Consider the following 22,929-nt stretch of genomic DNA (forward strand, 5'->3'; position numbering starts at 1 on the left):
CACTCCTTACAAGTGGCGAAGTCGATTTCTTAAAGCTTCACGTCCTCTGTGAATTCTAGTCTTTACCGTACCAAGAGGCAGGTCTAAAATATCGCTGATTTCTTTTAACGACAGCTCATCTATATATTTTAGGACAATGACAGTTCGATATTTCTCAGGTAGCTTTAATATTTCCGACTGAATGAATTCTTGCAATTCTACTTGCTCTAGCTCTTCCTCTGGTAAGGCCTGATCGGCAGCTATTTGAGAGTACATATTTAACCCGTCGGTCCCGGCTACTTCTGCATCTAAATAATAGTCTGGCTTTTTTTTACGAATTCGATCAATACAAAGATTTGTAGCAATTCGATATAGCCAGGTGGAAAACTTTTTACTCGTGTCATAGCTATGAATATTTACATAGGCTCGAATAAACGCTTCTTGTGCAGCGTCTTGCGCTTCTTCCCGGTTTCCTAGCATTCGATAACATAGATGAAAAAGTTTATCCTTGTGATATTCTACTATGTCAGCAAACGCATCCTGGTCACCTTTTTTTACTTTTTTTATTTTTCTTTTTAATAATAAATCCATGTAACGGTTACCTCCGCCCATTGCGGGATAGTATATATACGTGTACTTTATCATAAAGTTTCACTTATGCTTAATTATTTTAACAAAAATTTGTCAAATACGTTTAAAAAGATCGTACGTAGGTTATGTAATTAGTATAGATGAAAAGAAGAGGAGTGGAAAGCTTGACTCATACAAAAGAAAACCTTTTGAATCAAATTGAAGAATGTAGAAATAACATGGTCACTCTTGCAGCAGAAAATCCTTTATCCTCACTAACAGTGGTGAGAGTAAGCTCAGAGCTAGATGGTCTATTAAATGAATATGAAAAGTTTTTCTCTATATAAAGAAGCTCTAGAATCTGAACTAAGAGCTTCTTTTTTTTATCTTCACATATGTTTCATGTACCTTTTGGTAGGCAATAATGTTTTATACTAATTTTTCTCCTAAAAGTGAGCCCATTAATGCAACAGCTACGGTAGCTGTTTTATTCCGCTCATCTAAAATAGGATTCACTTCCACAAACTCGGCAGAAGTGATTAGCTGAGATTCTGCCAACATCTCCATAGCTAAATGACTTTCTCTGTAGCTTATTCCACCGATAACTGGCGTTCCTACTCCAGGTGCATCATGTGGATCCAGTCCATCTAAATCGAGTGATAGATGAACGCCATCTGTTTTATCACGCAAATATAAAATTGTTTCTTCCATTACTTTTGTCATACCCATTCGATCTATCTCATGCATCGTATACACTTTAATTCCTTTTTCCTTTATTAGCTCTTTTTCTCCTTCATCTAAAGAACGGGCTCCGATAATCACAATATTCTCGGGCTTGACTTTAGGGGCATAGCCACCAATTCGAGTCAATGCTTCGTCTCCTATACCTATACTTGCCGCCAATGGCATACCGTGAATATTTCCGGAAGGAGACGTATCTGCTGTATTTAAATCTCCGTGTGCATCATACCAAATTACGCCTAAATTTTTATAATGACGACTTACTCCTGCTAGTGTTCCGATAGCGATGCTGTGATCTCCCCCTAGCACTAAAGGAAACCTTTTATTTGCAATAACATCACTTACGGTCTGAGCAAGTCTTTCGCTAGCATCCGCTACAGCTTTTAAATTCTTTAAGTTTGTATTTTCATCACTATGTACTCGTTCAGCTAAGGCAATTTCAATATTCCCTTTATCTTCTACACTATATCCAATATTCTCGATGCGTTCCATAACACCTGCATATCGTATCGCACTTGGCCCCATATCGACCCCTCGGCGAGTTTGACCTAAATCCATTGGTACTCCAATAATTGAAAGCTTATTCATAATATTTCCCCCCATCACAAATGTTGCTACTCTCTTATTGTAACGGCTAAATGAGCGATGGCTCAACTCGACACTTTTTTGAATATATATACAATTCTAATTTGTAGAAACTACACAAAAAAACCTTTAAGCAAATTGCTTAAAGGTTGTACGTTTATATGTATGGTGGAGCCTAGCGGGATCGAACCGCTGACCTCCTGCGTGCAAGGCAGGCGCTCTCCCAGCTGAGCTAAGGCCCCAATATGTTTTTTTATATAGAAATGGAGCGGAAGACGAGGTTCGAACTCGCGACCCCCACCTTGGCAAGGTGGTGTTCTACCACTGAACTACTTCCGCTTATTAAAATGAGCCATGAAGGACTCGAACCTTCGACCCTCTGATTAAAAGTCAGATGCTCTACCAACTGAGCTAATGGCTCTCTATGGCTGGGCTAGCTGGATTCGAACCAACGCATGACGGAATCAAAATCCGTTGCCTTACCGCTTGGCGATAGCCCAATAAAAATGGTGGAGGGGGGCAGATTCGAACTGCCGAACCCGAAGGAGCGGATTTACAGTCCGCCGCGTTTAGCCACTTCGCTACCCCTCCGATATAAATGGTGCCGGCAAGAGGACTTGAACCCCCAACCTACTGATTACAAGTCAGTTGCTCTACCAGTTGAGCTACACCGGCACGGTGGTGGAGGATGACGGGATCGAACCGCCGACCCCCTGCTTGTAAGGCAGGTGCTCTCCCAGCTGAGCTAATCCTCCACTATTATGTAGATAAAAATAAATGGTGACCCGTACGGGATTCGAACCCGTGTTACCGCCGTGAAAGGGCGGTGTCTTAACCGCTTGACCAACGGGCCAGTTGGCTCCACAGGTAGGACTCGAACCTACGACCGATCGGTTAACAGCCGATAGCTCTACCACTGAGCTACTGTGGAATAATAATAGCCTGGCAACGTCCTACTCTCACAGGGACAAAGTCCCAACTACCATCGGCGCTAAAGAGCTTAACTTCCGTGTTCGGTATGGGAACGGGTGTGACCTCTTCGCTATCGCCACCAGACAAATTATATTATACATGATTTGATAAAGAAAGCAAGACTTTTTTGAAAAAGTTTTGTTCTCTCAAAACTAGATAACTGTTTGCTGAGTAAAGCTTACGCTTTTAAAGTTTGGTTAAGTCCTCGATCGATTAGTATCAGTCAGCTACACATGTCGCCACGCTTCCACCTCTGACCTATCAACCTGATCATCTTTCAGGGATCTTACTAGCTTGCGCTATGGGAAATCTCATCTTGAGGGGGGCTTCATGCTTAGATGCTTTCAGCACTTATCCCGTCCACACATAGCTACCCAGCGATGCCTTTGGCAAGACAACTGGTACACCAGCGGTGTGTCCATCCCGGTCCTCTCGTACTAAGGACAGCTCCTCTCAAATTTCCTACGCCCACGACGGATAGGGACCGAACTGTCTCACGACGTTCTGAACCCAGCTCGCGTACCGCTTTAATGGGCGAACAGCCCAACCCTTGGGACCGACTACAGCCCCAGGATGCGATGAGCCGACATCGAGGTGCCAAACCTCCCCGTCGATGTGGACTCTTGGGGGAGATAAGCCTGTTATCCCCGGGGTAGCTTTTATCCGTTGAGCGATGGCCCTTCCATGCGGAACCACCGGATCACTAAGCCCGACTTTCGTCCCTGCTCGACTTGTAGGTCTCGCAGTCAAGCTCCCTTGTGCCTTTACACTCTACGAATGATTTCCAACCATTCTGAGGGAACCTTTGGGCGCCTCCGTTACATTTTAGGAGGCGACCGCCCCAGTCAAACTGCCCACCTGACACTGTCTCCCGGCCCGATCAGGGCCGCGGGTTAGAATTTCAATACAGCCAGGGTAGTATCCCACCGACGCCTCCACCGAAGCTAGCGCTCCGGCTTCTCAGGCTCCTACCTATCCTGTACAAGCTGTACCAAAATTCAATATCAGGCTACAGTAAAGCTCCACGGGGTCTTTCCGTCCTGTCGCGGGTAACCTGCATCTTCACAGGTACTATAATTTCACCGAGTCTCTCGTTGAGACAGTGCCCAGATCGTTACGCCTTTCGTGCGGGTCGGAACTTACCCGACAAGGAATTTCGCTACCTTAGGACCGTTATAGTTACGGCCGCCGTTTACTGGGGCTTCGATTCAGAGCTTCTCCCAAAGGATAACCCCTCCTCTTAACCTTCCAGCACCGGGCAGGCGTCAGCCCCTATACTTCGCCTTGCGGCTTCGCAGAGACCTGTGTTTTTGCTAAACAGTCGCCTGGGCCTATTCACTGCGGCTCTCTCGGGCTATACACCCTACCAGAGCACCCCTTCTCCCGAAGTTACGGGGTCATTTTGCCGAGTTCCTTAACGAGAGTTCTCTCGATCACCTTAGGATTCTCTCCTCGCCTACCTGTGTCGGTTTGCGGTACGGGCACCTCCCGCCTCGCTAGAGGCTTTTCTTGGCAGTGTGGAATCAGGAACTTCGGTACTATAATTCCCTCGTCATCACAGCTCAGCCTTTATGATGAGCGGATTTGCCTACTCATCAGCCTAACTGCTTGAACGCGCATATCCAGCAGCGCGCTTACCCTATCCTACTGCGTCCCCCCATTACTCAAACGGCGGGGAGGTGGTACAGGAATATCAACCTGTTGGCCATCGCCTACGCTTTTCAGCCTCGGCTTAGGTCCCGACTAACCCTGAGCGGACGAGCCTTCCTCAGGAAACCTTAGGCATTCGGTGGACAAGATTCTCACTTGTCTTTCGCTACTCATACCGGCATTCTCACTTCTAAGCGCTCCACCAGTCCTTACGGTCTGACTTCACAGCACTTAGAACGCTCTCCTACCACTGACATCTAAGATGTCAATCCACAGCTTCGGTGATACGTTTAGCCCCGGTACATTTTCGGCGCAGAGTCACTCGACCAGTGAGCTATTACGCACTCTTTAAATGGTGGCTGCTTCTAAGCCAACATCCTGGTTGTCTAAGCAACTCCACATCCTTTTCCACTTAACGTATACTTGGGGACCTTAGCTGGTGGTCTGGGCTGTTTCCCTTTTGACTACGGATCTTATCACTCGCAGTCTGACTCCCATGGATAAGTCTTTGGCATTCGGAGTTTGACTGAATTCGGTAACCCGTTGGGGGCCCCTAGTCCAATCAGTGCTCTACCTCCAAGACTCTCACAACATGAGGCTAGCCCTAAAGCTATTTCGGAGAGAACCAGCTATCTCCAGGTTCGATTGGAATTTCTCCGCTACCCACACCTCATCCCCGCACTTTTCAACGTGCGTGGGTTCGGGCCTCCATTCAGTGTTACCTGAACTTCACCCTGGACATGGGTAGATCACCTGGTTTCGGGTCTACAACCACATACTAAACGCCCTATTCAGACTCGCTTTCGCTACGGCTCCGCCTTATCAGCTTAACCTTGCATGGGATCGTAACTCGCCGGTTCATTCTACAAAAGGCACGCCATCACCCGTTAACGGGCTCTGACTACTTGTAGGCACACGGTTTCAGGATCTCTTTCACTCCCCTTCCGGGGTGCTTTTCACCTTTCCCTCACGGTACTGGTTCACTATCGGTCACTAGGTAGTATTTAGCCTTGGGAGATGGTCCTCCCAGCTTCCGACGGAATTTCACGTGTTCCGCCGTACTCAGGATCCACTCAAGAGGGAACGAAGTTTCAACTACAGGGTTGTTACCTTCTTCGACGGACCTTTCCAGGTCGCTTCATTTACTTCGTTCCTTTGTAACTCCGTATAGAGTGTCCTACAACCCCAAGAGGCAAGCCTCTTGGTTTGGGCTAATTCCGTTTCGCTCGCCGCTACTCAGGAAATCGCATTTGCTTTCTCTTCCTCCGGGTACTTAGATGTTTCAGTTCCCCGGGTCTGCCTTCAATATCCTATGTATTCAGATAAAGATACTGTTCCATTACGAACAGTGGGTTTCCCCATTCGGAAATCTCCGGATCAAAGCTCACTTACAGCTCCCCGAAGCATATCGGTGTTAGTCCCGTCCTTCATCGGCTCCTAGTGCCAAGGCATTCACCGTGCGCCCTTTCTAACTTAACCATTAGCGAATAAATGGTACAACATAATGTTGTGTTATTTATTGGTTTGATTAAAGAAAAGTTTCACTTTTCCTCAGCAATTACTGTTATCTAGTTTTCAAAGAACAATCGCAACCAAAATTCTTCTTATCTAGTAAGAAGAAAGTAGTATGCTTTCTATAATTGAGAGATTGAACTCTCAAAACTGAACAAAGTGTCAAAACGTACGTCATGTAAAAATCCTTAGAAAGGAGGTGATCCAGCCGCACCTTCCGATACGGCTACCTTGTTACGACTTCACCCCAATCATCTGTCCCACCTTAGGCGGCTAGCTCCTTACGGTTACTCCACCGACTTCGGGTGTTACAAACTCTCGTGGTGTGACGGGCGGTGTGTACAAGGCCCGGGAACGTATTCACCGCGGCATGCTGATCCGCGATTACTAGCGATTCCAGCTTCATGTAGGCGAGTTGCAGCCTACAATCCGAACTGAGAATGGTTTTATGGGATTGGCTTGACCTCGCGGTCTTGCAGCCCTTTGTACCATCCATTGTAGCACGTGTGTAGCCCAGGTCATAAGGGGCATGATGATTTGACGTCATCCCCACCTTCCTCCGGTTTGTCACCGGCAGTCACCTTAGAGTGCCCAACTAAATGCTGGCAACTAAGATCAAGGGTTGCGCTCGTTGCGGGACTTAACCCAACATCTCACGACACGAGCTGACGACAACCATGCACCACCTGTCACTCTGTCCCCCGAAGGGGAACGCTCTATCTCTAGAGTTGTCAGAGGATGTCAAGACCTGGTAAGGTTCTTCGCGTTGCTTCGAATTAAACCACATGCTCCACCGCTTGTGCGGGCCCCCGTCAATTCCTTTGAGTTTCAGTCTTGCGACCGTACTCCCCAGGCGGAGTGCTTAATGCGTTAGCTGCAGCACTAAAGGGCGGAAACCCTCTAACACTTAGCACTCATCGTTTACGGCGTGGACTACCAGGGTATCTAATCCTGTTTGCTCCCCACGCTTTCGCGCCTCAGCGTCAGTTACAGACCAAAAAGCCGCCTTCGCCACTGGTGTTCCTCCACATCTCTACGCATTTCACCGCTACACGTGGAATTCCGCTTTTCTCTTCTGCACTCAAGTTCCCCAGTTTCCAATGACCCTCCACGGTTGAGCCGTGGGCTTTCACATCAGACTTAAGAAACCGCCTGCGCGCGCTTTACGCCCAATAATTCCGGATAACGCTTGCCACCTACGTATTACCGCGGCTGCTGGCACGTAGTTAGCCGTGGCTTTCTGGTTAGGTACCGTCAAGGTACGAGCAGTTACTCTCGTACTTGTTCTTCCCTAACAACAGAGTTTTACGACCCGAAAGCCTTCATCACTCACGCGGCGTTGCTCCGTCAGACTTTCGTCCATTGCGGAAGATTCCCTACTGCTGCCTCCCGTAGGAGTCTGGGCCGTGTCTCAGTCCCAGTGTGGCCGATCACCCTCTCAGGTCGGCTATGCATCGTTGCCTTGGTGAGCCGTTACCTCACCAACTAGCTAATGCACCGCGGGCCCATCTGTAAGTGATAGCCGAAACCATCTTTCAATCATCTCCCATGAAGGAGAAGATCCTATCCGGTATTAGCTTCGGTTTCCCGAAGTTATCCCAGTCTTACAGGCAGGTTGCCCACGTGTTACTCACCCGTCCGCCGCTAACGTCATAGAAGCAAGCTTCTAATCAGTTCGCTCGACTTGCATGTATTAGGCACGCCGCCAGCGTTCATCCTGAGCCAGGATCAAACTCTCCGAAGAAATGTTTGACTTGCTCATTTAAAAAATAAAAATTAACGTTGACGTTTGTCGCTTTGTTCAGTTTTCAAAGTTCAACCGCCGCTCTTGAGCGACTTTCTTATATTAACAAGTTGTCTTTCATTTGTCAACAACTTTTTAATATTTTATTTCTGATGAATTGCGATTGTTTTCCAATCACTCATCAGCGACATTTAATAATTTAACATCTGTGCTGTATAAAAGTCAACACTTTTTGAAAAGTTTTTTTCGTTTTATCAAAAAATCTTATTTACTTCCCTGCTTTCGCCGAATCTTAGCAAGATCTTTGAAAGGATTTGATACTTTTCTTGAATGTTTCGTTCAAGAACTACATGATTCAAACTTTGTTGAAAAGCAACGTTTGATCTCTTTATTTCTTCTCTAAGTAGTGCTTCTAACTCTAAACACTCCACCTGATTAAATAAACAAATTTTCATTGATTCACCTGCTTTTTGCGACATTGATTCTCACACATCAAAATAAAATCAGTTGTTCTTTTCCTTACCTGTTATTAATTGTAGACAAAACGCATACAAATTAGACAAGTACTACTTATTAAATGAGGTGACAAAATGAATATGTTTTATACTATTCGAGCCAAAAGAATCAAACAGACCATGCTTATCGTAGTTGCTGCGTTTTTTACAAGTTTTTTTCTCTATGCTCAGCAGACGTTTCACTTTCCCGTGTTTTCAACGGATAACGGTCCAAGAGCTGTTTATAAGGCGGATGATAAAAATCCGGAAGTTGCTCTGACCTTTAACATCAGCTGGGGAGATGAAAGAGCTATTCCCATTCTGAATGAACTAAAAAGACAGCATATTGAACATGCTACTTTCTTTTTATCTGCTTCATGGGCTGAACGTCACCCAGATATTGTAGAGCGCATTAAGAAAGAAGGTCACGAAATTGGCACAATGGGCTATGACTATACTTCTTATACAAGCCTAAAACCTAATGAGATTAGACAGGATCTTGCAAAATCAAAGAAAGTCTTTGATTCTCTAGGCCTTAAAGATGTTCACCTTCTTCGTCCTCCTAACGGGCAATTTAATAAAGACATCTTAAAATTAACAGCAGATATAGGATATACTACTGTTCACTGGAGCATTGATTCTAAAGACTGGACAAATCCAGGGGTTGAAAAAATTGTCTCGAATGTTACAAAGCCTTTAAACGGGGGAGATATTATATTGCTGCACGCGTCTGACTCCGCTCAACAAACAGCAAAGGCTATTCCATATATCAAGAATTCATTACAAAATAAAAAAGTCTCAAACGTAAGTATTTCAACATTAATTTCAAATTCAAAAACCCAAGTAAAAGATATCCGCTAAGATTTATTCCCACTGTATATGGAAAGCAAAAGCAGACAAATATACTATTTGTCTGCTTTTGCTATTCTTGCGTGCGTAAGAAATTTCGGCAAAATAAGAAGTTGATACATATTACAAATTAGAAGTGGAAACAACATAAGGTAAAGCCAGCTTTCTTCATTCGTTCGCAGCGCGGGGAACCATTCAATTGTCGTTACAACAATCATAAAAAACAGCGCTGGTACAAAAGCCTCTTTATTCGTCTGCTTTTTCTTTGCATACGCCACTAACAACCCCACCGCTAACAAGAAAACGCTTAACAAAATATACTTACCTATGCCTTCTCCCGCTTGTTTAAAGAACTTATATCGAAAATAAGCAACGTCAAATAATACAAATAAAACAAATACAATTTGAACCGATTTCCAAAGAGATGCAGATTTAAAAATTCCCAACCCAAATCGGTGAATAGTTAAATATGCAAAGAACCCCATTTGGCTAATTAAACTAAAAATAAACCCTACGCCTACGAGCCATGTTAAAACAGCAACAATTTCTCCTATCTTTCCTTGTTGAAATAAGTGACCGTATTCCCCCCAGCGCACCGCAAACCCAACAACAGCTGTACTTATACCCCCAACAGCTAACGTGGTTAGAAATAGACGAACCCAATTTCGACTATTCACTTCCATCTCCCCCATAAGTTACAAAATTGTACCTTTTCATAAATTGTACCAATCACGTTTTGAAAAATCTAGAGCTCTTTTATGAATAAAAAACCTTGATTATCTCATATTAAGCGTAAGCATATTAGGAAAGGAGCTCATTACTATGAAAAAGCGACTCATGCTCCTCATTTATATAGGAATGTGTATGCTTTTAGCTACAGCCTGTGCACCGCAAGATGAAGAGAACAATGGTATGGATTATGATCAAACAAAGAAAATGGTTGTTGATATTTTAAAAACAGATGAAGGAAAAAAAGCAGTCGAGGCAATTATGAAAGACCCTTCTGTTAGACAAGATATTTTAATGGATCAAAACGCGATAAAAGATACAATTTCTCAAACCTTAGTATCAGATAAGGGCGTGGAATTTTGGAAAAAAGCCATGGATGATCCGAAGTTTGCTGAAAGCTTTGCTAAAAGTTTGGAAAAAGAAAATAAGACGGTCATCAAACAACTAATGAAAGATCCTGAATATCAAGGAATGCTTCAAGATGTTTTAAAGGATCCGGCTATGGAAAAAGAAGTACTGACTGTTTTAAAGAGTAAAGAATATCGCACTTATTTACAAAAGATTATGACCGAAACGTTTGATAGCCCTCTTTATCAATCTAAAATTCAAGACATTCTTTTGAAAGCCGCTGAAGAAACACAAGGTGGACAAAAACAAAGCAGCGACGATGGCGGTTCTTCTTCCGCTGGATCTGACTCAGGCGGAGAACAGCAACAGCAGTGATTAAATACGCATCTCACATGAGATGCGTATTTAATTATGTCATTTATTTTTATTAAAAAACCTAAATGACTTCTTTATATTTTTTAATACTTAGTATTTTTATTGGAATTGTAAACTTTAATTCTTAGCTTTATGGTAAAATATTAGAAATTAACACAATCGTTTTATAGCAAAAGGAGGGAATTCGATGGAATTTCGCGTTATTAAAACGTTTCAAACCATTGTTCGTTTAGGAAGCTTTCAATTAGCCGCTGAATATTTAAAGTACTCTCAGCCTACCATTACACTGCACATTCAAAAGTTAGAATCCGAACTAGGATTTAAGCTTTTAGAACGAGGAAAAAGCATTAAACTTACTGAAGCAGGTAAAATCTTTTACGAACGGGCAAATATTTTACTAAAGGAATATGAATATCTAAATAATACCTTAAAGGATTATTCAACAGGCGAAGCTGGCACGATCCGTATAGGTGCTGCAGAGCCTACAGCAAGCAGTCGACTGCCTTCCATTCTCTCATTATTTAAAAAAAGATATCCCAACACAGAAATTAGCTTACTCGTTGCAGACGAAAAGCACCTTCATCAACATATACGCAATCAAGAAATTGATTTCGCGATTGGCACTGTATCAGAATCGTTCAGAGATATAGAGTTTGAGGCATTGCTAACGGAAAAACTTGTGCTGCTACTACCATTCAATCATGCGCTAACAAAAAGAAAAACAATCTTTGCAAAAGATTTAATACACGAAACGCTGATTACAGCTGGGCAATCTTCCGTTCAAAAGAAAATTGAGCAGCTAATCTTTGAACGAACAGGACAGCTGCCTGCTAAAGTCCAGTTAGGCACTATTAGCACACTTCAGCATTTTGTAAAAGAAAACTTAGGAATAGCCGTTGTTCCACAAATAAGCGCAACTCTTCCGCCGGATCAAGTGGTGGTTAAAACGATTCATGACTTACATGAGGGGCCTGCAATCGGCATTTTAAAGCACCAGTCTCACACCGTAAGTACAGCTGGAAAAACATTTTTAGCTCTCTTAAAACAAAACCTCGCATTTGATTTAAAAAAGACGCAGATTGAACTCTCTGTATAATAATAAAAAGCACGCGCTCGAACAGCGCGTGCTTTTTATTATTTTCCTGTTGCTGCTTTTTCATTTTCGCAAATAAATGCAATCTTGCTTGCAATCTCTCCATATATTTGACCTAAACGATGCGATTCGTCGTAAATGGAAGGTGCAAAATCTTCTTCATTCCAATCAGGCTGACTTAACGGAAGCTGTCCTAACAGCTCTGTCTGAAGTTCCTCAGCCAGTTTTGGACCCCCGCCTTTACCAAATACATACTCTTTTTCCCCTGTTAGCTGGCTTTCAAAGTAAGCCATATTTTCTACAACTCCAATGACCTCATGATCGGTTTTCAAAGCCATAGCACCCGCTCTAGCTGCAACAAATGCCGCTGTAGGATGTGGTGTTGTAATAATCACTTCTTTACAAGCAGGAAGCATGGAGTGAACGTCTAATGCGACATCACCTGTTCCTGGGGGTAAGTCTAGTAAAAGATAATCTAATTCTCCCCATTCAACTTCTGTAAAGAAGCTCGTCAACATTTTTCCGAGCATAGGTCCTCGCCAGATAACAGGTGAATTATCTTCTACAAAGAAGCCCATGGAAATAACTTTTACTCCGAAACGATCAACTGGAATAATCTTTTCACCTTCTACTACAGGACGTTGTGTGATTCCCATCATGTCTGGGACGCTGAATCCATAAATGTCAGCATCAATTAAACCAACTTTTTTTCCTAAACGAGCTAGAGAAACGGCTAAGTTAACAGAGACTGTTGATTTACCAACGCCTCCTTTACCGCTGGCAATAGCAATAAATTCAGGTGCATTCGGACTAGTTAGTAAGTTGCCAGTATTCGGCTGCTCAGCTCGGTACTGCTGAAGTTCCTCAGGCGTAAACTCAACAAATCGCAGTCCAACCGACTGTACACCTGCTTTTTTTAATTCTTCTACAATTGTGCCTTGCAGGCTCAACTGTTCACTCGTACCTGTTTTTGCAACAGCAATCTTCAGGCTTATATGCTGTTTTTCAGCTTTGATTGTTATTTCTTTAATCGCATCTGTTTCTGATAGTTTTTTATTTAAAAATGGATCTGTAATTTCCCCTACTACTTCTTTTACTTGCTTTTCCGTTAGCATACTCCCACCACCATGTTAAAATCTATTTATTTATACTATCAAGTATATCATACATATTAGATTTTTCTGAATAGAAGGGTGCTATGCTTTTTATTTAGGCTTTTCTCCAGTAAAATACCGGCTGACTCCTTCATAAATGGATTCAGCTAACTTTTTTTGATAGCGTTTCGATTGAAGCATTTTACGTTCTGTAGGATTTGACAAGAATCCTACTTCAACCAAAGCACCGGGTGGCTTAGAATGCTTAAGAAGGTAAAGAGTTTGAATAGCTTTTGCTTCACGGGTCGTATTGTCCAGATTATTTCTTAGCTCTTGTTGAATGAGTTTGGCCACTTGCTCGTTTTCTTTTAGGGATCCGTAATAGAAAGTTTGAGCCCCTCTCCACGCAGAGGATGGAATAGCATTCAAGTGAATACTTAAGTACAAATCAGCGTTGGATTTATTAATCATCGTTAAGCGATTTTTTAAGTCTTCTACTTTTCTGCGACTGTATCCTCTTGTATCTTTGGCCGCTAGGTCTTCGTCTTTTTCTCTCGTCATAATAACAAGTGCCCCTTGCTCTTGCAGATAGTCTCGAAGCATTAACGAAATTTTAAGAGTTATTTCTTTTTCAAGCACCTCATCCTCTCCTACCGCTCCTCCATCAACACCGCCATGTCCAGGATCTAGTACAATAACTTTCCCGCTAAGAGGAAGTGAAAGCGAACCGGATGATGTTCTATGATCTATTTGATATTGTACAATGACAAAAAGAACAAGAAGCGCTATAATTGTGCTCATTATTTTTACTTTAGACATTTTATCCCTTCCCTTCTTGCCTCACCTATTTATTTCTATATGGGACAAGAACGGGAATTATGAGTACTTTTTAATGCAAACGTAAACGGCGTCTTTTTTCTGCGGTTCGATAACCTTCTTTCCACCAGTCTTGCACATATCCTTGACACAAATAATACAGACCATCTTGATAAAGATCTGTTACAGACATGCTGACGGCTCCGTACAATGTATCAATTAAAAGAGACTCTTCTTGCTTACTGTGCTTCTGAACATCTTCGTAGCCTTTACCACGTTTACTCAACCGGGCACCTAATAAAAATGATTCGATAGCAATGTCAAGACAGTACTCCTCCACATGTTCGTCTCCTAGCATATTCCACTGAAACATTGGATGAAAATAACGGCGCAGCCTCTCTTGAAGCAAATCAAACGATAGTTCCCTTAGGACTTTGCGTTCATATTTCATTTCTTTTTCATAACGTTTTTCTTTTAAATATGTAACCTCGTTCACGATAACGCCTCCCTTTTTTACATATTGTCTGCACAAGCCTTCGTCTCATACGCAAACAACAAATAAAAAAAGCCTTGGTCCAAAGACCAAGGCTTGAAACGTAATATAAAATTAACGTTTTGAGAATTGTGGTGCACGACGAGCGCCTTTAAGACCGTATTTTTTACGTTCTTTCGCACGAGCGTCACGAGTTAATAGACCAGCACGTTTTAATGTTCCACGGTATTCAGGGTCTGCTTCTAATAAAGCACGAGAGATTCCGTGACGAATAGCGCCAGCTTGACCTGCATAACCTCCACCATTAACGTTTACAAATACGTCATAGTTACCTACAGTTTCAGTTAAAGCAAGTGGTTGTTTTACTACTTCACGTAGTGCAGCAAATGGAATGTATTCTTCGATTTCACGACCGTTGATTGTTACGCGACCGTTACCTGGTACTAAACGTACACGAGCAACAGAGCTTTTACGACGACCAGTTCCGTAATATTGTACCTGTGCCAAGATAATAACCTCCTCTTATTAATTATCCGCGAAGTTCGTAAACTTCTGGTTTTTGTGCTTCATGTGGATGTGTTTCACCAGCATACACATGTAATTTTTTGAACATTTGACGGCCTAGGCTACCTTTTGGAAGCATGCCTTTGATTCCTAATTCAAGCATTTTCTCAGAGTAGTTAGTACGCATTTCTAATGCTGTACGTTGTTTCAAACCACCTGGGTGCATGCTGTGACGGTAATAAATTTTATCAGTTAATTTTTTACCTGTTAATTCGATTTTTGACGCATTGATAAGGATCACGTGATCACCAGTATCAACATGTGGTGTAAAAGTTGGTTTATGTTTACCGCGTAAGATTGATGCTACTTCACTTGCTAAACGACCTAAAGTTTTACCTTCAGCATCGACAACATACCATTTACGCTCTACTTCGTTTGCTTTCGCCATGAAAGTTGTACGCATGAGTTTCCCTCCTAATTTTCATCATCAATTATAAAATTATTTCAACCTTCTATTTCAACACGATTAATTTCCGGGGCTAACCGTGGGGTTAAAATACATACCATATGATATATTATATCTTTAAGCTACTAATGTCAAGAAAATGTTACACCAGGTTTAGTTGTCATAGAAAACGCGCCATAAATATAGTCCTTGCGAAGGCGCAGTTTTCCCTGCACGAGGACGTGATTTGCTTTCTAGAATATCTTTTATAGCATCTGGTTCAATACGGCCTTGTCCTACTTCTAAAAGCGTTCCAACAAGAATACGAACCATATTATACAGAAAGCCACTTCCAACGAATCTAAACACAAGCTGACTATTCTCTTCATACATATCAATCTTGTAAATCGTACGAATCTTATCTTCCACTTCTGTCCTCGCTGAACAAAAGCTTGTAAAGTCGTGTGTACCGAGTAAATATGTGATGGCTTTTTTCATTTTTGAGTAGTCTAATGGATAAGGGTAATGGTATGCATAAGAACGAGTGAAAGGATTTCGATCTTCGCCGCGCAAAATATGATAGCGATACTCTTTTGAAGTAACGTCATACCGGGCGTGAAAATGTGCATCAACTTCACATACATTCTTCATTACAATATCATCTGGTAGCATTGAATTCAATGCTTTTTTCCACTTATCACATGGAATATTTAGGTTTGTGTCAAAATGAATGACTTGCCCCTGTGCATGAACATTTGTGTCCGTTCGTCCAGAGGCGTAAATCGGAACTTTTTTGTTATGCATTTTCTCTAAAACGGCTTCAATCTCCAGTTGAACTGTTCGCTTATTGGGCTGAACTTGATAACCTGAAAAGTGTGTGCCGTCGTATGCAACTATACATTTTAAACGTTTCATCTTTTCACCAAACAATCTTTACGTTCTAATCAGCACTAAAACAACTGCTACTGCCAGCAGAAGTAAAAGCATAATTGTATCTATGCTTCCCCATTTTAATTGACGATACTTTGTACGCCCTTCTCCGCCTTTATATCCTCTTGCCTCCATGGCAATAGCTAGCTCTTCAGCACGCTTAAATGAACCTATAAATAAAGGAACAAGCAAAGGAACGACAGCTTTCAACCGATCCGTAACAGGACCGCTGCTAAAGTCCACTCCTCGTGCTGTCTGCGCTTTAATAATTTTATCTGTCTCTTCCATCAATGTAGGAATAAAGCGAAGAGAAATGGACATCATTAAAGCTAATTCATGAACAGGAAGCTTGAGCTTTTTAAATGGATTCAACAAGCTTTCCATTCCATCTGTTACTTCAATGGGCGTAGTCGTTAACGTTAGCATCGTCGTAATTAAAATTAAGAACAAGAAGCGCAAGGAAATTAAAACACCTTGAATAAGGCCGCCTTTATAGACAGAAAACCATCCCCATTCAAACAAAAGAGGACCTTCCTTCGTCATAAAAATGTGCAAAAGAAACGTGATGATAATAATAAATAGAACGGGCTTTAACCCTCTTAAAATAAAGGAAACGGGCACTTTACTCATGGCCACTATCACAAGGGTATACACACCTAAAAAAGAATAGCCGATAGGGTTATTTGCTAAAAACACAATTAATACATACGCAAATACGAGAAGCAGCTTGGCCCGAGGATCCATTCGATGGACAACAGAATGACCCGGGACATACTTACCAATAATGATTGAGTTCATCATATTCGTTCACCTTGCTGCATAAGGTGCTGCACTTTCTCTACCACTTCAGAAAAGGTAATAACCGTATCCGATGCTTCAAGCTGAAATTTCTCTTGCAGCTTCAGCATAAAGCGAAGCGATTCTGGAACATCCAATCCATATTCTTTTAGCTGCGTATCCTGACCGAAAACTTCTCTAGGTGACCCTTTCATCGCAATCGTTCCTTTATTCATTACAATTAGCTCATCAGCGTACATAGCTGCATCTTCCATGCTGTGAGTCACGAGAATCGTCGTCAAGCCTTTTTCTTTATGAAGACGATAAATCATATTCATAATTTCTTGACGGCCTCTAGGGTCCAATCCAGCAGTTGGCTCATCTAAAATTAGCACATTAGGATTCATCGCTAGAATACCTGCTATCGCTACACGACGCATTTGTCCACCACTCAAATCAAAAGGAGATCTGGTGAGAATGTCTTCTGGCAACCCCACTAACTTGATAAGCTCTCGTGCTTTTTGCTTTGCTTCTTCTTCCGAAATGCCATAATTCATTGGTCCAAAAGCTATATCTTTTTCCACCGTTTCTTCAAAAAGCTGATGTTCTGGAAATTGAAACACCACGCCTACTTGCTGACGAATAGCTTTTAAATTCTTTTCTTTTCGATTGGCTTTAATAGTGCGCTCACCGATTTGAATTTCACCAGCAGTTGGCTTCAATAAGGCATTCAGATGCTGTATGATTGTTGATTTCCCAGAACCAGTATGGCCAATAACAGCCAAAAATGTACCTGATTGAATGCTTAAATTTAAGTCATGCAGAGCAATTCGTTCAAATGGTGTATTAACTTGATAACGATGCTCTACTTCTTTGAATATAATGTCCATAGTTCGTCCACCAAGTCCTCATCTGTTAAATGAATTTTTGATAAAGGAATTCCTACGGAAGCAAAACGATGGCTTAGTTTAACGGAAAACGGCAAGTCTAGTCCAATATCCGTTAACTTGGAACCTAATGCAAATACTTCGCGTGGAGTACCTGTTGCATAGATCTTCCCTTTGTTCATCACAACGACTCTGTCAGCCATTGCTACTTCATCTAAATCGTGGGTAATTGAAATAACCGTCAGTTGTTTTTCTTCTTTTAATTTTCTAACAGTTTCAAGTACTTCAGTTCGTCCAATAGGATCTAACATAGATGTTGCTTCATCTAGAATGATAACAGATGGCTGTACGGCAATTATACCCGCAATGGCCACACGCTGTTTTTGTCCACCTGATAGCTGATGAGGCTCTTGATCCAGAAAAGCACTCATATTGACCATTTCGATTGCTTCAGGTATACGTTTTTCCATAATTTCAAATGGAATCCCGTTGTTTTCAAGCCCAAACGCAATATCATCTTGAACGGTTGAGCCAACAAATTGATTATCTGGGTTTTGAAACACCATTCCAATCTGCTTGCGCACATCCCATATTGTTTCTTCAGATAAAAGAGTATCGCCCACTCGAACCGTTCCTTTTTCAGGTAGCAAAAGGCCGTTTAGAATTCGTGCCAGCGTCGATTTCCCAGATCCATTATGTCCAGCTATCGCTAACCATTCACCTTTATAAGCAGAGAGAGAAAGGTGATCTAATGTTAGGTCTGCTTCAGGATCGTATCGAAAGCATAAATCTTTTACCTCTAAAGACATTTCTTTCAACGCTATCTTCCTCTCAGCTTTTTCTATTGCAGCATTGCCTACATTGGTTTTTTACGCTATTTACCCGGTTTAAGGTATAAAAAAAGGGCAACGACTAGTTACACACTGTCTCGCCCTTTTCTATCTGTATTAAAAATATTAAACTAATTCAATGATAACCATTGGAGCACCGTCACCACGGCGAGGTCCAACTTTTAAGATACGAGTGTAACCGCCTTGGCGATCTTCGTAGCGAGTAGCGATATCGCTGAATAGTTTTTGTAAAGCGCTTTGACCAGCTTCCTCGTTAGCTACTTCATTACGGATGTAAGATGCAGCTTGACGACGAGCGTGTAGATCTCCACGTTTACCTAAAGTAATCATTTTTTCAACAGTTGAACGTAATTCTTTTGCACGAGCTTCAGTTGTCTCAATGCGTTCACTGATGATTAAATCAGTTGTTAAATCACGAAGAAGCGCCTTGCGTTGTGCGCTTGTACGACCTAATTTACGGTAAGACATGTGAGGTCCCCTCCTTTGTTAAGTAGTTAAACAGGTAGATATAATCAGTCGTCCTTACGTAGACCCAAACCTAATTCTTCAAGTTTAGCTTTAACTTCTTCTAAAGATTTACGGCCTAAGTTACGAACTTTCATCATATCTTCTTCTGTTTTATTAGCAAGCTCTTGTACAGTATTGATGCCTGCTCGTTTTAAGCAGTTGTAAGAACGAACAGATAAATCCAGTTCCTCGATCGTCATCTCTAGAACTTTTTCTTTCTGGTCTTCTTCTTTTTCTACCATGATCTCTGCTTTTTGAGCTTCATCTGTTAAGTTAACGAAGATATTTAAGTGTTCCGTTAGAATCTTTGCACCTAAAGCAACAGCTTTTTCTGGCTCGATGCTACCGTCAGTCCAAACATCCAACGTTAACTTATCGTAATTTGTCATTTGACCAACACGAGTATTTTCTACATAATACGATACGCGAGTAACAGGCGTATAGATTGAGTCAATTGGAAGTACACCAATTGGTTGGTCTTCACGCTTGTTAGCATCGGCAGGATTATAACCTCGACCTGTGCGAGCAGTAAGTCTCATACGGAAATGAGCATCTGACTCAAGTGTTGCAATATGAAGATCCGGATTTAGAACTTCGATATCACTGTCTGCTTGAATGTCAGCAGCCGTTACTGTACCAGGACCTTTAACATCGATCTCAAGTGTTTTCTCTTCATCAGAGTAAATCTTTAACGCTAACTTTTTAACGTTTAAAATGATGTTTGTTACATCTTCAACAACTCCAGGAACTGTTGAAAATTCATGTAATACACCTTCAATTTGAATAGATGTTACAGCTGCACCAGGGAGTGAGGATAATAGGATACGACGTAAGGAGTTACCCAAAGTAGTACCATATCCACGCTCAAGTGGTTCGACGACGAATTTACCGTACTTTCTATCATCGCTGATTTCTACCGTTTCGATTTTTGGCTTTTCAATCTCTATCAATATAAACCCTCCTTCAAAACGTCGAAACCTCGGCTAGACGGCTGATTTCTCAAATGCCTAACCGAAATTCCCTATTAGACAGTTCCCGAATGTGCACAACAAATGGAAAACATTTCGTTGCATGAATAAATTCTACACCATCATCATTATAGACAACGAAATAGAATCTATACATATTAATTATACACGACGACGTTTTGGTGGGCGGCATCCGTTGTGAGGTACAGGAGTAACATCTCTAATAGCTGTTACTTCTAAACCTGCAGCTTGAAGAGCACGGATAGCTGCTTCACGACCAGCACCAGGGCCTTTAACTGTAACTTCAAGAGTTTTCATTCCGTTATCCATAGAAACTTTTGCAGCAGCTTCAGCAGCCATTTGCGCAGCAAATGGAGTGGATTTACGAGAACCTCTGAAGCCAAGTGCGCCTGCACTAGACCAAGCAATCGCATTACCGTGAACATCTGTAATTGTTACAATAGTGTTATTAAACGTTGAGCGAATATGAGCTACACCAGCTTCAATATTCTTTTTCACGCGACGTTTACGTGTATTAGTTTTACGTGCCATCTGTTAATGACCTCCCTTACTAATTATTTCTTCTTGTTCGCTACAGTACGGCGTGGGCCTTTACGTGTACGAGCATTGTTTTTACTGTTTTGACCACGAACTGGTAAACTACGACGGTGGCGGATACCACGGTATGAACCAATCTCAATTAAACGTTTGATGTTTAAAGAAACTTCACGACGAAGATCGCCTTCTACTTTATAGCTATCTAAAATATCACGAATTTTACCTAATTCTTCTTCTGTTAAGTCACGAACGCGAGTATCTTCAGAAACTCCAGCTTCAGCTAGAACTTTTTCAGCAGTTGGACGACCAATACCGAAAATGTATGTTAATGAAATTACTACACGCTTGTCACGAGGAATATCAACACCAGCAATACGTGCCATATGAATAGTGCACCTCCTTATTGATTAACCTTGTTTTTGTTTATGCTTAGGGTTTTCACAAATTACCATTACTTTACCTTTTCTACGGATAACTTTACATTTTTCGCAGATTGGTTTAACTGATGGTCTGACTTTCATGTTTCATACCTCCTTGATAGTACGGAGTGCATAGGTTTTATTTGAAACGGTACGTAATTCTACCGCGAGTTAAATCGTATGGTGACAATTCTACAGTTACTTTATCACCAGGTAAGATTCGAATGAAATGCATGCGAATTTTTCCTGATACGTGAGCAAGTACTGTATGACCATTTTCTAATTCTACCTTGAACATAGCGTTAGGTAAAGTCTCAGCAACTGTACCTTCAACTTCAATTACATCGTCTTTTGCCATTAAAGTGCTCTCCTTTCTTTGAAACAGTAACAAGCTATCATTAAACGACTTAAAAAGAACCTGTTCTGAACATCCGGAGATCGTAATCATTAAATTCAAGATGATTGACGCTAATATACATCTTTACCATTTTAACAGCAATTCAGACGAAAAACGATCATCGTGAATTTAGATAATTACTGTTTACTGTCCAGTGCATCTAGCGAGGAATGGATAGAGATAACATCCTTTAACATTACAATGCTGTCAGAATTTCATATCCCGTCTCAGTAATTGCAATAGTATGTTCGAAGTGCGCACACATTTTACCATCCACTGTCACAACTGTCCAGTTATCAGGTAATGTTTTTACATATCGCATACCAGCATTCACCATTGGCTCAACTGCCAATACCATGCCTGGACGTAGACGCGGTCCTTTATTCGGTGGACCATAATGAGGTACTTGCGGATCTTCATGTAAGTCTTTGCCGACACCATGGCCAACATATTCTCTTACAATCGAAAAGTTACGTGATTCTGCGTACTGTTGAATAGCATGTGAAATATTCGACAAACGCTCACCCGGCTTCGCTTCTGCTAATCCTTTGTAGAGAGATTGCTCAGTCACATCAAGCAGCTCTTGATTTTCTAATGAAATCTTTCCTACTCCATATGTCCAAGCTGAGTCACCGTGATAGCCACCGAATTTAGCTCCGATGTCCAAACTGATGATATCCCCTTCATTAAGCTTGCGTTCTCCCGGAATACCATGAACTAATTCTTCATTTACAGAAGCACATACACTGCCGCGAAAACCATTATACCCTTTAAAAGACGGAATTGCATCATGTTGACGAATAAAATTTTCAGCAATTGCATCCAATTCTATAGTCGTTATACCTGGAACGATATGTTTTTTCAACTCTTGATGAGTTAAAGCCACGATTCGTCCAGCTTCACGCATGACCTCAATTTCCTCTGGTGTCTTGCAAATGATCATTGCTTAACCCCAGCAAGTAATTGACGAACATCCTCAAACACAATGTTAATATCTTGATTACCATTAATATTGCGTAGATAACCTTTTTCTTGATAGAAATCAAGTAGAGGTTGAGATTGTTTAACATTAACTGAAAGTCTAGTTGAAACCGTCTCAGCATTGTCATCTGCACGTTGATAAAGCTCTCCGCCACATTTGTCACAAACTCCTTCTTTCGCAGGAGGATTGAATACTAAGTGGTAAGTAGCTCCGCAATCTTTACAAATGCGGCGTCCAGTAAGACGCTCCATTAAAATGCTTTGATCTACATCAATATTAATCACATAATCAATTTGCTTGTTTAGTTCTTTTGTAATTGTTTCAAGAGCTTCTGCTTGGGCTACTGTTCTCGGGAAGCCATCAAGTAAAAAGCCGTTTTCACAATCTTGTTTGTTTAAACGCTCGCGCACAATTCCAATTGTTACTTCATCAGGAACAAGGTTACCTTGGTCCATAAATGATTTAGCTTTTAAACCTAGTTGCGTTCCTTCTTTAATTGCAGCTCGGAACATATCTCCTGTTGAGATATGAGGGATATCGTAATGCTCAACGATTTTTTCTGCTTGAGTACCTTTCCCAGCACCAGGAAGGCCCATTAACACTAAATTCATTTCTTGCTTCCCCCTCAGTATCTTATCCGTTTAATGGGAAAGCAGCCTG

The 22,929-nt window shown here is 41.6% G+C and carries 25 protein-coding genes, 9 tRNA genes and 3 rRNA genes; 4 read left to right on the top strand and 33 right to left on the bottom strand.

Translation table 11 applies throughout. The annotated features are described in order from the left end of the window. Positions 1-6: 6 nt before the first annotated feature. Positions 7-570 carry an RNA polymerase sigma factor SigW gene (gene sigW / locus SCI76_RS13115; RefSeq protein ID WP_013054969.1) on the bottom strand — a complete coding sequence of 188 codons (564 nt, stop codon included), beginning with the start codon at positions 568-570 and terminating at the stop codon, positions 7-9. 155 nt (positions 571-725) lie between these two features. Between sigW and SCI76_RS13120 the strand changes: the two genes are divergently transcribed. Then, complete coding sequence (locus SCI76_RS13120) at positions 726-896, top strand: aspartyl-phosphate phosphatase Spo0E family protein (RefSeq protein WP_223260213.1); 171 nt, start codon at positions 726-728, stop codon at positions 894-896. An 82-nt stretch (positions 897-978) separates the two neighbouring features. On the opposite strand, the gene rocF is transcribed toward SCI76_RS13120, so the two are convergent. The 14 genes from rocF to SCI76_RS13190 form a co-directional block, all read right to left on the bottom strand. Then, positions 979-1,878 carry an arginase gene (gene rocF, locus SCI76_RS13125; RefSeq protein ID WP_048022388.1) on the bottom strand — a complete coding sequence of 300 codons (900 nt, stop codon included), beginning with the start codon at positions 1,876-1,878 and terminating at the stop codon, positions 979-981. Positions 1,879-2,041: 163 nt separating this feature from the next. After that, positions 2,042-2,117, bottom strand: a tRNA-Ala gene (locus tag SCI76_RS13130). A gap of 22 nt (positions 2,118-2,139) precedes the next feature. After that, positions 2,140-2,214: transfer RNA gene (locus SCI76_RS13135), tRNA-Gly, on the bottom strand. Positions 2,215-2,223: 9 nt separating this feature from the next. After that, a tRNA-Lys gene (locus tag SCI76_RS13140) sits at positions 2,224-2,296 on the bottom strand. Between the two features lie 4 nt (positions 2,297-2,300). Next, positions 2,301-2,375 (bottom strand) — tRNA-Gln (locus SCI76_RS13145). A 7-nt stretch (positions 2,376-2,382) separates the two neighbouring features. Continuing rightward, a tRNA-Tyr gene (locus SCI76_RS13150) sits at positions 2,383-2,466 on the bottom strand. 8 nt (positions 2,467-2,474) lie between these two features. Next, positions 2,475-2,550 (bottom strand) — tRNA-Thr (locus tag SCI76_RS13155). Between the two features lie 4 nt (positions 2,551-2,554). After that, positions 2,555-2,630, bottom strand: a tRNA-Val gene (locus SCI76_RS13160). 23 nt (positions 2,631-2,653) lie between these two features. Beyond that, positions 2,654-2,728, bottom strand: a tRNA-Glu gene (locus tag SCI76_RS13165). Positions 2,729-2,731: 3 nt separating this feature from the next. After that, positions 2,732-2,806: transfer RNA gene (locus SCI76_RS13170), tRNA-Asn, on the bottom strand. Between the two features lie 9 nt (positions 2,807-2,815). Next, positions 2,816-2,931, bottom strand: a 5S ribosomal RNA gene (rrf, locus tag SCI76_RS13175). A 109-nt stretch (positions 2,932-3,040) separates the two neighbouring features. After that, positions 3,041-5,976: ribosomal RNA gene (locus SCI76_RS13180) — 23S ribosomal RNA — on the bottom strand. 225 nt (positions 5,977-6,201) lie between these two features. Continuing rightward, positions 6,202-7,753: ribosomal RNA gene (locus SCI76_RS13185) — 16S ribosomal RNA — on the bottom strand. Together the 16S, 23S and 5S rRNA genes with 9 tRNA genes alongside form the textbook arrangement of a ribosomal RNA operon. A 254-nt stretch (positions 7,754-8,007) precedes the next feature. Beyond that, positions 8,008-8,232 (bottom strand): hypothetical protein, encoded by a 225-nt coding sequence (locus tag SCI76_RS13190; protein WP_230683562.1) that lies wholly within the window; start codon positions 8,230-8,232, stop codon positions 8,008-8,010. 111 nt (positions 8,233-8,343) lie between these two features. Between SCI76_RS13190 and pdaB the strand changes: the two genes are divergently transcribed. Then, positions 8,344-9,108, top strand: coding sequence for a polysaccharide deacetylase family sporulation protein PdaB (pdaB, locus tag SCI76_RS13195; RefSeq protein ID WP_168761643.1), 765 nt, complete (start codon positions 8,344-8,346; stop codon positions 9,106-9,108). A 44-nt stretch (positions 9,109-9,152) separates the two neighbouring features. Here the strand turns inward: pdaB and SCI76_RS13200 are convergent, their stop codons facing one another. Continuing rightward, positions 9,153-9,773 (bottom strand): KinB-signaling pathway activation protein, encoded by a 621-nt coding sequence (locus SCI76_RS13200; protein ID WP_328175586.1) that lies wholly within the window; start codon positions 9,771-9,773, stop codon positions 9,153-9,155. A 145-nt stretch (positions 9,774-9,918) separates the two neighbouring features. On the opposite strand from SCI76_RS13200, the gene gerD reads away from it, so the two are divergent. Then, the gene (gene gerD, locus SCI76_RS13205; protein WP_033580786.1) at positions 9,919-10,548 is read left to right on the top strand and encodes a spore germination lipoprotein GerD; all 630 of its coding nucleotides are present in this window, start codon (positions 9,919-9,921) and stop codon (positions 10,546-10,548) included. A 187-nt stretch (positions 10,549-10,735) separates the two neighbouring features. Next, entirely contained in the window at positions 10,736-11,644 is a 909-nt protein-coding gene (locus SCI76_RS13210) for a LysR family transcriptional regulator (protein ID WP_014462003.1), read from the top strand. 38 nt (positions 11,645-11,682) lie between these two features. Here the strand turns inward: SCI76_RS13210 and SCI76_RS13215 are convergent, their stop codons facing one another. From SCI76_RS13215 to SCI76_RS13295, 17 genes are all read right to left on the bottom strand, one after another. Beyond that, positions 11,683-12,756 (bottom strand): Mrp/NBP35 family ATP-binding protein, encoded by a 1,074-nt coding sequence (locus SCI76_RS13215; protein ID WP_014462004.1) that lies wholly within the window; start codon positions 12,754-12,756, stop codon positions 11,683-11,685. A 90-nt stretch (positions 12,757-12,846) separates the two neighbouring features. After that, complete coding sequence (gene cwlD / locus SCI76_RS13220) at positions 12,847-13,554, bottom strand: N-acetylmuramoyl-L-alanine amidase CwlD (RefSeq protein WP_014462005.1); 708 nt, start codon at positions 13,552-13,554, stop codon at positions 12,847-12,849. 70 nt (positions 13,555-13,624) lie between these two features. Further along, on the bottom strand, positions 13,625-14,047 hold the full coding sequence (locus SCI76_RS13225; RefSeq protein ID WP_049162662.1) for a DUF2521 family protein: 423 nt from the start codon (positions 14,045-14,047) through the stop codon (positions 13,625-13,627). Positions 14,048-14,158: 111 nt separating this feature from the next. Next, positions 14,159-14,551, bottom strand: a complete 393-nt coding sequence (rpsI, locus tag SCI76_RS13230) for a 30S ribosomal protein S9 (RefSeq protein WP_013054959.1) — start codon at positions 14,549-14,551, stop codon at positions 14,159-14,161. A 22-nt stretch (positions 14,552-14,573) separates the two neighbouring features. Then, positions 14,574-15,011, bottom strand: coding sequence for a 50S ribosomal protein L13 (gene rplM / locus SCI76_RS13235; RefSeq protein ID WP_013054958.1), 438 nt, complete (start codon positions 15,009-15,011; stop codon positions 14,574-14,576). Positions 15,012-15,167: 156 nt separating this feature from the next. Continuing rightward, positions 15,168-15,908 (bottom strand): tRNA pseudouridine(38-40) synthase TruA, encoded by a 741-nt coding sequence (gene truA, locus SCI76_RS13240; RefSeq protein WP_013054957.1) that lies wholly within the window; start codon positions 15,906-15,908, stop codon positions 15,168-15,170. 18 nt (positions 15,909-15,926) lie between these two features. After that, positions 15,927-16,724, bottom strand: coding sequence for an energy-coupling factor transporter transmembrane protein EcfT (locus SCI76_RS13245; RefSeq protein ID WP_063248115.1), 798 nt, complete (start codon positions 16,722-16,724; stop codon positions 15,927-15,929). Then, positions 16,721-17,590 carry an energy-coupling factor ABC transporter ATP-binding protein gene (locus tag SCI76_RS13250; protein WP_407544026.1) on the bottom strand — a complete coding sequence of 290 codons (870 nt, stop codon included), beginning with the start codon at positions 17,588-17,590 and terminating at the stop codon, positions 16,721-16,723. The genes SCI76_RS13245 and SCI76_RS13250 overlap by 4 nt, the downstream gene beginning before the upstream one ends. Then, positions 17,566-18,405: an energy-coupling factor ABC transporter ATP-binding protein gene (locus SCI76_RS13255; protein WP_013054954.1), complete on the bottom strand. Its 840-nt coding sequence runs from the start codon at positions 18,403-18,405 to the stop codon at positions 17,566-17,568. The genes SCI76_RS13250 and SCI76_RS13255 overlap by 25 nt, the downstream gene beginning before the upstream one ends. A 138-nt stretch (positions 18,406-18,543) precedes the next feature. Continuing rightward, positions 18,544-18,906, bottom strand: a complete 363-nt coding sequence (rplQ, locus tag SCI76_RS13260; RefSeq protein WP_013054953.1) for a 50S ribosomal protein L17 — start codon at positions 18,904-18,906, stop codon at positions 18,544-18,546. Positions 18,907-18,950: 44 nt separating this feature from the next. Then, positions 18,951-19,895 carry a DNA-directed RNA polymerase subunit alpha gene (locus SCI76_RS13265; RefSeq protein ID WP_013054952.1) on the bottom strand — a complete coding sequence of 315 codons (945 nt, stop codon included), beginning with the start codon at positions 19,893-19,895 and terminating at the stop codon, positions 18,951-18,953. 180 nt (positions 19,896-20,075) lie between these two features. Beyond that, positions 20,076-20,465 (bottom strand): 30S ribosomal protein S11, encoded by a 390-nt coding sequence (gene rpsK, locus SCI76_RS13270; RefSeq protein WP_028412666.1) that lies wholly within the window; start codon positions 20,463-20,465, stop codon positions 20,076-20,078. A 23-nt stretch (positions 20,466-20,488) separates the two neighbouring features. Continuing rightward, on the bottom strand, positions 20,489-20,854 hold the full coding sequence (rpsM, locus tag SCI76_RS13275; RefSeq protein WP_013054950.1) for a 30S ribosomal protein S13: 366 nt from the start codon (positions 20,852-20,854) through the stop codon (positions 20,489-20,491). Between the two features lie 24 nt (positions 20,855-20,878). Beyond that, entirely contained in the window at positions 20,879-20,992 is a 114-nt protein-coding gene (gene rpmJ, locus SCI76_RS13280; RefSeq protein WP_003156543.1) for a 50S ribosomal protein L36, read from the bottom strand. Positions 20,993-21,029: 37 nt separating this feature from the next. After that, positions 21,030-21,248 (bottom strand): translation initiation factor IF-1, encoded by a 219-nt coding sequence (infA, locus tag SCI76_RS13285; protein WP_010285101.1) that lies wholly within the window; start codon positions 21,246-21,248, stop codon positions 21,030-21,032. 235 nt (positions 21,249-21,483) lie between these two features. Beyond that, entirely contained in the window at positions 21,484-22,230 is a 747-nt protein-coding gene (gene map, locus SCI76_RS13290) for a type I methionyl aminopeptidase (protein ID WP_028412665.1), read from the bottom strand. Continuing rightward, positions 22,227-22,880: an adenylate kinase gene (locus SCI76_RS13295; RefSeq protein WP_013054948.1), complete on the bottom strand. Its 654-nt coding sequence runs from the start codon at positions 22,878-22,880 to the stop codon at positions 22,227-22,229. The genes map and SCI76_RS13295 overlap by 4 nt, the downstream gene beginning before the upstream one ends. Positions 22,881-22,929: the final 49 nt, after the last annotated feature.

Source organism: Priestia sp. HNGD-A6, assembly GCF_045784335.1.
Lineage (GTDB): Bacteria > Bacillota > Bacilli > Bacillales > Bacillaceae_H > Priestia > Priestia zanthoxyli.